The organism is Anaerotruncus sp. G3(2012), from assembly GCF_000403395.2.
Taxonomy (GTDB): domain Bacteria; phylum Bacillota; class Clostridia; order Oscillospirales; family Ruminococcaceae; genus Anaerotruncus.
In genome coordinates this window covers 286,916-296,801 of the sequence record NZ_KE159676.1, presented here as the reverse complement: position 1 = coordinate 296,801, position 9,886 = coordinate 286,916, and the positions used below count along the sequence as shown (strand labels likewise).

Here is a 9,886-nt window from a genome sequence, read left to right as displayed (position 1 = left end):
TCAACTCCCACTCCCAAGGTCAATCTTCTGGTGGATATTCAGGCAAAATTGCAGGCCGGAAAAGGCGCTGGCTATGCGCGCTGGGCAAAGGTATTCAATCTGAAACAGATGGCGCAGACGATGAACTACCTCACCGAGCATGGCCTGCTGGAATATGCAGTCTTGGAAGAAAAAGCGGCTGCTGCTACCACCCGCCACAATGAGCTGTCGGCGCAGATCAAGGCGGCGGAAACCCGCATGGCGGAGATTGCCACACTGCGGACCCACATCATCAATTACGCCAAGACCCGCGAGGTCTATGCGGCCTACCGCAAGGCGGGATATTCCAAGAAATTTTTAGCGGAACATGAAGCGGATATTCTGCTCCACAAGGCGGCAAAACAGGCATTTGACGATTTGGGTATCAAGAAGCTGCCCACCGTCAAGAGCTTGCAGGCCGAGTACGCAACATTGTTGGAAGGAAAGAAAAAAGACTATGCCGAGTACCGGCGTTCCCGCGAGGAAATGCGGGAACTGCTGGCCGCAAAAGCCAACGTGGACCGGCTGATGGGATATGGGGAGGAACGCCAGAATGACCGGGAAAAGGAACAGGGGCAGGATCGCTGACGCGCCTGTTTTTTCGCATTTTCTCACCGCCGCAGGCCGGTAAAAAGCGTTCCGCAGGAACGCGCAGCCACAGAATGAAATTCTGTGTTCAAAAGGGGCTTGGGGAATCCCCAACAAGCAGCGCCAGGAGCCGGATGGCTATCCTGGGGCATTGCTTGCCACGGTTATCCCGGAACGGGATAACCTTCTTTTTCTCGAAAAAGAACAAAGCCGGTGAGGAATTTGTTAAATTCACTCACCGGCTCAATTCGTTTCAAATTTCTCGGATAGTTCGGTTAGTTCTTTCATGGTTTCCTGCGTATGGTGCAAGAGGGTTTCACGCATTTCTGACGGGCAGCTGCAATACAGCATCTTCATCTGACCGGCTCCCTCATCTTCCGGGGAAACATCCGGATTGATTAAAGAATCCAGAGAAATCGGCAGTACCTTTGCCAGTGCCTTCAAAATCAAAAAGGACGGATTCATCTGCCCTTTTTCAATCTTGGCAATCTGCTTGACAGATACATGGCTCAAATCAGAAAGCTCCTGCTGTGTCAGGCTTTTTCCTTTTCGGGCTTCCCGCATTTTTTGCCCTAAAGCGGTTAAATCATCAATCGGCATAATCATTCACCTCGAATATATTCTATCGTGCCGATTTACACAAAGGAATAACCTTATTATGCCGACTAACAGGTATGATTATGCTGTTTTTTTAGTGAGATATAAACGCTATCCTTGTATCACTAACCAAATCAAATTATAATAGAGGTGGATATTTTTTTGAAAAAATCCGTCCGCTGTAACATTTCGCGGACATTTGCCTGTTATACTATCTGCAAAAAGCAAAGGAAGTGAGGATATGAAGCAGATTTTAATTGTCGAGGACGACAGTTTTTTGAATAAGATGTTAGACTATAACCTGACCGCAGACGGCTACGGCGTGACCGCTGCCCTAAACGCCAGAACCGCAGCCAACGCCATCCGCCAGCGGGAATTTGACTTAGTGCTGCTGGACATCAACCTGCCAGACGGGAACGGTTTTGAGCTGTGCAAACTGATAAAGCCCCAGCACCCGGACACCATCGTGATTTTCCTGACCGCCAACGATCAGGAGAGCGACCAGATACGGGGCTATGAGGTGGGCGCGGTGGACTACATCACAAAGCCCTTTGTGATCGGGGCCTTGCAGCGGAAAATCAAAGCCATGTTTGCCATGCTGGAACACCACAAACCGGCCAAGGACATTTACGACGACGGGCGGCTGTTTCTGGACTTCTCGGAGCAGACGGCTTCCCTAAACGGCAAGCCCCTGACCCTATCCCCGATGGAGTATAAAATGCTGAACCTGTTCCGTAAAAATCCCCGGCAAGTGCTGACCCGTGGGCAGCTTTTGGAAAAGCTGTGGGATATAGACGAAAGGTTTGTGGACGAACACACCCTGACAACCTCCATCAGCCGGATTCGCAGCAAGATCGAATCCGGCGGCGGCGCCCCCTACATCAAGACTGTTTACGGTATGGGCTATCAATGGACGGGAGGCGAGGCAAAATGAAGTTTCAAAACCTTTCGGTAAAGCGGCTGTTTGACCGGGTTGCAATAGGACTTGTCCTCTCCATGTCCGGGATCACCATAGCCATGTCTCTTGTAACAAAACAGACGGCGGTGCTGCTAACGGGCGGGGCGCTGCTGCTGTGCGCCCTTGTGGGGATTTTTGTACTGACGCAGGCGTTTGGAAAACGGCTGTCGCAGTTTACCACAGACCTGTGCCAAACCTTAGACCACATGATTGCTGGGAATGAAGCGCCAAAGCGCCCGGAGGACAGCGAAACCCAGCTTGCCAGAATCGGACACCGGCTGGCAAGACTTTACCAGATCATGCAGGAGAACCGTCGCAAGGTGGACGAGGAACGGCAGGAGTTACAGACCCTTGTATCGGATATTTCCCATCAGGTAAAAACGCCGGTAAGCAATCTGAAAATGGCGACGGACACCCTGCTGGAAAAGCCCATGACAGAGGCAGAGCGCACAGACTTTATCCGGGGAATCCGCAGCCAGACGGATAAGCTGGACTTTCTCTTTCAAGCTCTTGTGAAAACCTCCCGGCTGGAAACGGGCGTGATCCAGTTGGATAAGAAACCGGGACGCCTCTTTGATACCGTGGCACAGGCCATGAGTGGGATCGTGTATGCGGCCGAGAAAAAGGAAATCGCCGTGTCCGTAGACTGCCCGGAGGATTTGACCGTTTCCCATGACAGTAAGTGGACATCCGAAGCCCTCTTTAACTTGCTGGACAATGCGGTGAAGTACACCCCGGCAGGCGGGGAAATCGCTGTGTCGGTGGTACTGTGGGAAATGTATGTGGAGATCAAAGTGGCCGACACCGGCAAGGGCATTTCGGAAAGCAATCAGGCCGCCATCTTCCGGCGCTTCTATCGTGAGGAAGAAGTACACGAACAACAGGGGGTTGGCATTGGCCTTTATCTGGCCCGCGAGATCATAACGCGGCAGGGCGGCTATATCAAAGTGGTTTCGGAGCCAGGCAGAGGTTCGGAATTTTCCATTATGTTGCCTACAAAATGAAAGTAAATGAGCGAGGTGTCTGTATTATGAATAAACGAGAAAAAGCAATCCAACTGTGGTTTGAATTGATAATATTTTTACAGAAGATGCACTGCAATTCAAAAATGGAGGATTAGGATATAGATGGAAAACAAACAAATTGTAAAGAATTTCTATGAATTGGTTGTATCAAAAAACTCGTTGCAAGAACTCTACCAGTATATATCGAAAGACTGCCGCCTTAATATTGGTAATGAAAAAATACCATTTGGATTAGAAGGTATGAGAGAACATCTTGTTGCTATAAAAAAGACTTACCCGGATTATACGATAAAAATATTACGGCAATTTTCTGATGGCGATTATGTAATATCTGAAATTCTTATGGAAGGTACACATGAAGGGGAATGGATGGGAATAAAGCCGACACATAAAAAACTGGTATTTACTGGTGTTAATATTGACAAAGTAATAAACGGCAAAATAGTAGAGCATGGCGGCTCCGTTAATACATTTGAAACATTGCTTGAGCATGACTTAATTAGGCCCGTATAAGGACGTAAAAATATGATGTATCGTACAGAATCATTAGAAAAAATTACCGTTAAAAATGTAATTAAGAGAATCAACACAAAAATAGAGGAAATGGAAAAACAAAGTTATCGGCTTGTTACAATATTGTTTTGGGGCACAGAAAAACCGTATTGTTTTCAAAAAGGGGTTGGAAGGCAGCTTGCCTTGAACTGCTGCTGTCTTTCAAGTTCAGTATAATAGAATGCGGCGGACGGCCATTCCCGGCTGCCCGCCGAAAATTTTTTTGAAATGTCCGAGTATTGTAACATTTCACCCAGATTTTCAATGAAATTTTTTGGCCGCTGTAACATTTCGCGGACATTTGGGTTTTACAATAACCTTATCAACAGGCAGAAAGCCTTGAAAGGGGTTTTGAGTATGAGCATTTTACAGACGATTGATCTGAAAAAGTATTACGGCACAGAGCCGAACATTACCCGCGCCCTTGATGGCGTGAACTTCTCTGTGAACGAGGGCGCGTTTGTGGCCGTTGTGGGAACTTCCGGCAGCGGCAAGTCCACCCTGCTTCACATGATGGGCGGGCTGGACACCCCCACCAGCGGAACCGTGACTGTCCGGGGCGAAGAACTGGCAAAGAAGAACGACGAACAGCTTACCATCTTCCGTCGCCGCAACATCGGCTTTATCTTCCAGAACTATAACCTTGTTCCCATCCTGAATGTGTATGAGAATATCGTCCTGCCGGTGGAGCTGGACGGGGACACGGTGGATCAGAAGTTTTTGGACGAGATCGTTCACCTGCTGGGACTGGAAGATAAACTGAAAAATGTGCCGAACAATCTCTCCGGCGGACAGCAGCAGCGTGTGGCGATTGCCCGCGCCCTGATTACCAAACCGGCCATTGTGCTGGCCGACGAGCCGACCGGCAACCTTGACAGTAAGACCAGCGCCGAGGTGCTGGGGCTTATCAAACGCACCAGTGCGGAGTTCCGGCAAACTGTCGTAATGATTACCCACAACAATGACATTGCCCGCCTTGCAGATCGGATTATCCGCATTGAGGATGGCAAGATTGTGGAATAAGGAGGTGGCAGGCTATGACATGGCCTTTTGAAAATGATACCAGCGCCATTACAAAGAAGCTGGCAAAGGAGAGTTTGAAAAGCGAGAAGCGCCGGAATCTGATGGTGGTGATCGCCGTTGCGCTGGCGGCATTTCTGATCTGCTTTACGGGAATTGTATCTACTTCCCTGACACAAATGCAGCGCAATCAGGTTGTCGATACTTATGAGGCGGTCTGGCTGGGCGTAGAGGAAAACGACATTGAAACCCTGAAAAGAGTGCCGGAGTTTGAGCGCGTAGGCGGCTACTATATACTGGGTGAGGAACTTTCGGAACAGGGCTATCATGCGTCCTATGTGTATTGTGACGCGCAAATGATGGAGATTGCCAAGGCGCAGATGGAGTTGTTAGAAGGTCGGGTTCCTGAAAAAGCAAATGAAGTTGTCGTAAGCGAATACTTTCTTTCCACCTATGGACACAATGCCAAGATCGGGGACACTGTGACCTTAGATACAGAGAGTTTTCATGGCGATTATGTCGTTACCGGCATTCTGGACAGCGTAAATGAAAAAGAAGCGAATACCTGTGCCATCATTCTTTCCAAAGCTGCCCTGAAAGAATGGGACGGGTTTAACCCCGCTGGGTATCGCGCCTATGCCCATTTCAAAAACAGCGTTCAGTTGGACGAAGAACTGATGACCTCTTATTGCAGGGAGGTTGCGGAGGAATATCAGCTTTCTATGCCCAAAATGAACAGCAAATATTTTGCTTATGCTTCTAAATCCTTTGATTTTTTACCGATTGTTGGTGTGATTGCTATTGTTCTGATCGGCGGCTATATTGTGATCCAGAGTATCTTCCGTATCTCCATCAATGACAAAATCCAGAGCTACGGGCAGCTTCGGACGATTGGTGCAACGCCAAAACAAATCAAGCGGATTGTAAAGCGGGAGGGACGCAAACTCGGCAGTATCGGGATTGTGATAGGTACAGTGTTGGGCATATGTGGCGGTTTTCTCCTGTTTTCTAAGGGTTTTAACGCTGTTTCCTATGTGGCAACGGTTATTTTGACACTCATAAGCAGTTGGATCATGGTATCTGTTTCCATCCGTAAGCCGGTAAAAATTGCGGCAGGGATTTCCCCGATTGAAGCCGTCCGTTTTACCCCGGCGCAAAAGGACATCCGCAGCCGGAAAAAGAATATCAAGCTCAATCCTGTTTCAATGGGAATTGCAAATTTTAAGCGTGACCGAAAAAAGACCGTTGCTATTGTAGCCTCATTGAGTTTGGGCGGAATTATCCTGCTTGTGGTATCCTCCATTGTTTTGCTGCGCTCACCAGAGGCACTTGCAAGACAGTTTTTCCCAGACGGCGACTATAAAATTTATTTGGATTCTGAAATGACAGAAGAAAAGGTTATGGCAGCGGGAAATCCATTGAATGAGGAATTAAAGCAGGAAATCTTATCTATTGATGGCGTTACAGATATAATTCCAAGCAGGCAATCTCTCCATGCAACTTATAAAACAGAGATTCATCAAGCTGGTGGTATGTGCGATATGCTGACCGACCAGAATTATGCGGCAGTTGAAGCGGCTCTGACAGAGGGAACCATGCCAACAGATTCCCGTAGTATTGTAATTGACTATAATGTGCTAAAGCAGAATGAGGATATGGGTGTTGGTTCAAAGGTTGAGATTTCTTTGGGAGAAGAACAGCCATCCGTTTCTGTTACCATATCGGGGTTATACGCTCCTGCAAAGGTATATTCAGGACATGACAGGATGCACTTAGATGGGGCAACTCTTTTTGCACCAGAAGCGTTGTTCCACGAACTGCACCCGGAAATCACCTCTTTTGACTATTCATGGAGCATTGTAAATGACCCTAAAAAAACAGACTATGTGGGAGCTGAATTGAAAAATATTGTTGCCAGCCATAGTAATATTGCCTTAGATGAAATCAATACAGTGATTGAATATGAAGAAATGACAAATTCTTTTGCGTTTGGCAGTATGGAGATACTTTCATGGTTGGTATTTCTCTTTGGCGTTATCAACCTTATCAATACGACACTCTCTAACCAGATAGCCCGAAAGCAGGAAAACAGTATTCTGCGTTCTATCGGCCTAACACAAAAACAGCTATGTAAAATGAACATCTGTGAGGGGCTGTGCTATGCGCTCTTTGCAACATTGGCGACGCTGATCGTTGGGCTTCCGGCTTCCATCTTTGCTTGCAGAAAAATGAGTGTAGGTGCTTTTGCCGGAAATGTAGTGCCTTACAAATTCCCGGTTTTGGAAATGGGTCTGTTCATTCTGGTATTGTTCGGAATGGAACTGATCTTGTCTGTATGGACAGTCCGCAGACAGAAAAAACAATCCCTGATCGAACAAATGCGGGCGATGGAATAACCGTATGGGATCGGCGGGGCGGCGTGTGCTGCCCCGCTTTTTTCGCCATTTCTCAAAGAAATTTTTGAAATGTCCGAGCTTTGTAACAATTCAGCCTGTTTTCTTGTCGAAATCAAAGGCACCTCGGACATTTGTGTAACATTTGTAGTTTATGCTTGTGGTAAATCAATATTGGGGGTGAGGACACATGAAAAAGATACTGCTGATCGACGACAGCGACACCTATACATGGTGCCTGCAAAAATACTTACAGCACCGGGGCTACCCGGTAAAAACGGCTTGTACGCTGAAAGAAGCGCGGGCCGCCATCCAAGAGGAAATGCCGCTGGTGGTCTGCTGTGATCTCGACCTGCCGGACGGTTCCGGCATGGATTTTCTGGACGAAGTGCGGGCCGCAGACAAGGAGCTGCCTTTTATTCTGGCGTCCTGCCATGACAAGGACGACTACGAACAGGAGGCTATGCGCCGGGGCGCGACGCTGTGCATGGACAAAATGAAAGGGCTGCTGCTGCAAGATAAGCTGGTGGAATATGCCTACCGTCAATTATCCGGCGAAAAGGCCCCGACTTTTCACAAGCTGCTCTTTGTCCATGCGGAAGATACCAACGCCGGAGTGCTGCGGGCGGCTATGCTGCAAAAGGGCTTTGACTTGATTCTGGTTCCCTCGATTGGGGAGGCCAAGCGCCGGATTTTTGAGGATAAGGAAATAGACCTGATCTTGTGCGATCTGGAACTGCCGGACGGCACAGCAATGGAGCTGTTTCATACGCTGCGGCGGGTGGCGGGGATGTTCCAAATGAAGAATCCCCCTGTCCGGCTTCTGCCGTTCTTTATCCTCACCGAGAACAACGACCTTGCCACGGAATATGAATACCGGCATGAGGGCGTGAACGACTATATCACCGCCCCGGTCAATATCCCGGAGCTGATCCGGCGGGTTCTGTTCTTTGTAGAATGAAACGAGCTTACATATCAAAACATCTGCCTCCACAGCGGGGAAAAGAAAAAAACCGCTGACGGGCAGAGGATTTCGTGCGCTTTCCTGTATCACTGACGATACGGCGGTTTTGAGTAGATCAAGGCCGCCGTTTCTTTTTGCTAAAAAGCAGACCTCCAGATGACCCTCAGCAATCAGCAGGGGCGGTGTATAGGAGGATACCGCCATGTCTGCAATATTCATTTGTAATAGCTATGACATATATCAATTAAAAAAAGCATAGGCCCTCCTCCGGGATATTATAGTTATCTATCAGTATTATCAATCCATATAAATCAGCATAATCATGGTGTTTTTTGTTGCGCCAGTTTCTCATTGCGAGAAGCTGGCGTTTCTTATTGTCGATTTTTAGGAAAACCTCCCGATGTGTACCGCTGCCGGTCCCCACCTCCATTCGATTCACCCGTCAACCACGCCTGAATCGAAATGGAGGAAAACTATGGGCTTTCACTATGGATATGAGAAAAGGAAGTTTGATGCAGAATGGACCCGGCTGGAACAGGAATACCGCGCAGCCGGTATGGACGATAGGCAGATCGCGGCCATGAAGGAATATGACTGGACCTGGTTTTGCAGCCAGCGGACCTATCAGAACCGCGTACAGGCCCTTCCCAGCGAACAGTGTGAGGACGAGAGCGAGCAGTCCTGCCTGTTCCGAAAATTTGAATCCCTGTCCTGCACCTGGGACACCGGCGATGTGGATTCCCGGCGGTTTGGCTGGCTGTCCTCCCTGGAGGATGAATTGCTGTACCGGCGGCTCTGCAAATTGCCGGAGAACGATCTGGAACTACTGACCCTGCTCATTGTGGACGGATACCGGCAGGCCGATGTCGCAAGGCTGTGGAACTGTTCCCGGAGTGCAATCACACAGCGAATAAATAAAATCAAGATTTTTTTGAAAAAGGCTTAACAAATCGCCTTTCCCAATGCCTACACATTGAAGGGACAAGTCCTCTTGCCCCTCATTGCAGCTTGACAACTGAATATACGGCATAACAGGTACATAACCCGTATCGAAGCGGAAAAGGCGCGCCGCCAGGACGGTTGCTTGCAGGAGGTGATGACAGACAGGCAATCCGAGCGATCTACGTCCAGCCTTAAACCCGGAGATGGCGTTCCGGGCGCGATGATGGTGCGGGGGCTTAAAGATACTTCCTCACGGCCCGCCAAAGACTTGGGGGGAACCCTGCGGCGCACGAGTAAAACGGCGCTGCGGAGTTATGACAGCTCTGCCGGGAGCGGCCTGTTATGTCCCCATCGTCAGGGGGCGTGGCAAATATGACGAACCATCCAAACAGAATTGCAGCAGCCGTACCGGACGGTATCCAGCGGCAACCGCCGCCCTTATCTTTCGATACGGCTGCTTTTTAACCATAGAGCAAAAACAATTTTTGAACGGAGGTGCGTCTTTATGACCAAACAGACAACCCCGACAAGCTCCTACAAAGAGGTGCGGATCGGGAAAACCATTTATCGCGTCACCAGCTTTTTTTCGGGAGAAAAGGACCTGGGAAAGACGCTGGAACAGCTGGCAGTCAGACGCGCCATGTCGGAAGCCATTCCAGCTGCCAGCGGTTCCAAATAACAGAAAGCCTCGCGGCCTGCCGTATCATTGCGCGGCGGTGGATTCTCCGGTAAGATATTCATGCAGGGTAAAACCTGCGGAGCCATTTTGCCGCACGAGGTATGGATTCTGAGATGGTCGGGAGGTAAAAGAAAGATGATGGATACAACA

10 protein-coding genes and 1 pseudogene are annotated in these 9,886 nt (G+C 48.8%); 10 read left to right on the top strand and 1 reads right to left on the bottom strand.

Annotation, left to right across the window (positions count from 1 at the left end; genetic code table 11):
- Positions 1-606: pseudogene (locus C814_RS18215) on the top strand (relaxase); the annotation flags it as partial.
- A 243-nt stretch (positions 607-849) separates the two neighbouring features.
- Here C814_RS18215 and C814_RS18210 read toward each other — a convergent pair.
- A complete protein-coding gene (locus C814_RS18210; protein ID WP_004070777.1) occupies positions 850-1,206 on the bottom strand; it encodes a helix-turn-helix domain-containing protein in 357 nt (118 codons plus the stop codon).
- Positions 1,207-1,444: 238 nt separating this feature from the next.
- Here C814_RS18210 and C814_RS18205 point away from each other — a divergent pair, with 238 nt between their 5' ends.
- From C814_RS18205 to C814_RS24255, 9 genes are all read left to right on the top strand, one after another.
- Entirely contained in the window at positions 1,445-2,137 is a 693-nt protein-coding gene (locus C814_RS18205) for a response regulator transcription factor (protein ID WP_016316887.1), read from the top strand.
- Positions 2,134-3,165: a sensor histidine kinase gene (locus C814_RS18200; RefSeq protein WP_016316886.1), complete on the top strand. Its 1,032-nt coding sequence runs from the start codon at positions 2,134-2,136 to the stop codon at positions 3,163-3,165. The genes C814_RS18205 and C814_RS18200 overlap by 4 nt, the downstream gene beginning before the upstream one ends.
- 123 nt (positions 3,166-3,288) lie before the next feature.
- Positions 3,289-3,699 (top strand): ester cyclase, encoded by a 411-nt coding sequence (locus C814_RS18195; RefSeq protein WP_016316885.1) that lies wholly within the window; start codon positions 3,289-3,291, stop codon positions 3,697-3,699.
- A gap of 12 nt (positions 3,700-3,711) precedes the next feature.
- Positions 3,712-3,915, top strand: a complete 204-nt coding sequence (locus C814_RS24260; protein ID WP_162288734.1) for a hypothetical protein — start codon at positions 3,712-3,714, stop codon at positions 3,913-3,915.
- 180 nt (positions 3,916-4,095) lie between these two features.
- A complete protein-coding gene (locus C814_RS18190) occupies positions 4,096-4,761 on the top strand; it encodes an ABC transporter ATP-binding protein (protein ID WP_031219875.1) in 666 nt (221 codons plus the stop codon).
- A 14-nt stretch (positions 4,762-4,775) separates the two neighbouring features.
- Positions 4,776-7,154 (top strand): ABC transporter permease, encoded by a 2,379-nt coding sequence (locus C814_RS18185; protein WP_016316883.1) that lies wholly within the window; start codon positions 4,776-4,778, stop codon positions 7,152-7,154.
- Between the two features lie 187 nt (positions 7,155-7,341).
- The gene (locus C814_RS18180) at positions 7,342-8,112 is read left to right on the top strand and encodes a response regulator (RefSeq protein ID WP_004056664.1); all 771 of its coding nucleotides are present in this window, start codon (positions 7,342-7,344) and stop codon (positions 8,110-8,112) included.
- A 478-nt stretch (positions 8,113-8,590) separates the two neighbouring features.
- Positions 8,591-9,061: an RNA polymerase sigma factor gene (locus tag C814_RS18175; RefSeq protein WP_016316882.1), complete on the top strand. Its 471-nt coding sequence runs from the start codon at positions 8,591-8,593 to the stop codon at positions 9,059-9,061.
- A 501-nt stretch (positions 9,062-9,562) separates the two neighbouring features.
- Entirely contained in the window at positions 9,563-9,736 is a 174-nt protein-coding gene (locus tag C814_RS24255) for a hypothetical protein (protein ID WP_002578908.1), read from the top strand.
- The last annotated feature ends 150 nt before the right edge of the window (positions 9,737-9,886 follow it).

Excerpts from the sequence above, each read along its gene's own strand:
- C814_RS18210 (WP_004070777.1), bottom strand. The coding sequence starts at position 1,206 with ATGCCGATTGATGATTTAACCGCTTTAGGGCAAAAAATGCGGGAAGCC.
- C814_RS18205 (WP_016316887.1), top strand. The coding sequence starts at position 1,445 with ATGAAGCAGATTTTAATTGTCGAGGACGACAGTTTTTTGAATAAGATG.
- C814_RS18200 (WP_016316886.1), top strand. The coding sequence starts at position 2,134 with ATGAAGTTTCAAAACCTTTCGGTAAAGCGGCTGTTTGACCGGGTTGCA.
- C814_RS18195 (WP_016316885.1), top strand. The coding sequence starts at position 3,289 with ATGGAAAACAAACAAATTGTAAAGAATTTCTATGAATTGGTTGTATCA.
- C814_RS24260 (WP_162288734.1), top strand. The coding sequence starts at position 3,712 with ATGATGTATCGTACAGAATCATTAGAAAAAATTACCGTTAAAAATGTA.
- C814_RS18190 (WP_031219875.1), top strand. The coding sequence starts at position 4,096 with ATGAGCATTTTACAGACGATTGATCTGAAAAAGTATTACGGCACAGAG.
- C814_RS18185 (WP_016316883.1), top strand. The coding sequence starts at position 4,776 with ATGACATGGCCTTTTGAAAATGATACCAGCGCCATTACAAAGAAGCTG.
- C814_RS18180 (WP_004056664.1), top strand. The coding sequence starts at position 7,342 with ATGAAAAAGATACTGCTGATCGACGACAGCGACACCTATACATGGTGC.
- C814_RS18175 (WP_016316882.1), top strand. The coding sequence starts at position 8,591 with ATGGGCTTTCACTATGGATATGAGAAAAGGAAGTTTGATGCAGAATGG.
- C814_RS24255 (WP_002578908.1), top strand. The coding sequence starts at position 9,563 with ATGACCAAACAGACAACCCCGACAAGCTCCTACAAAGAGGTGCGGATC.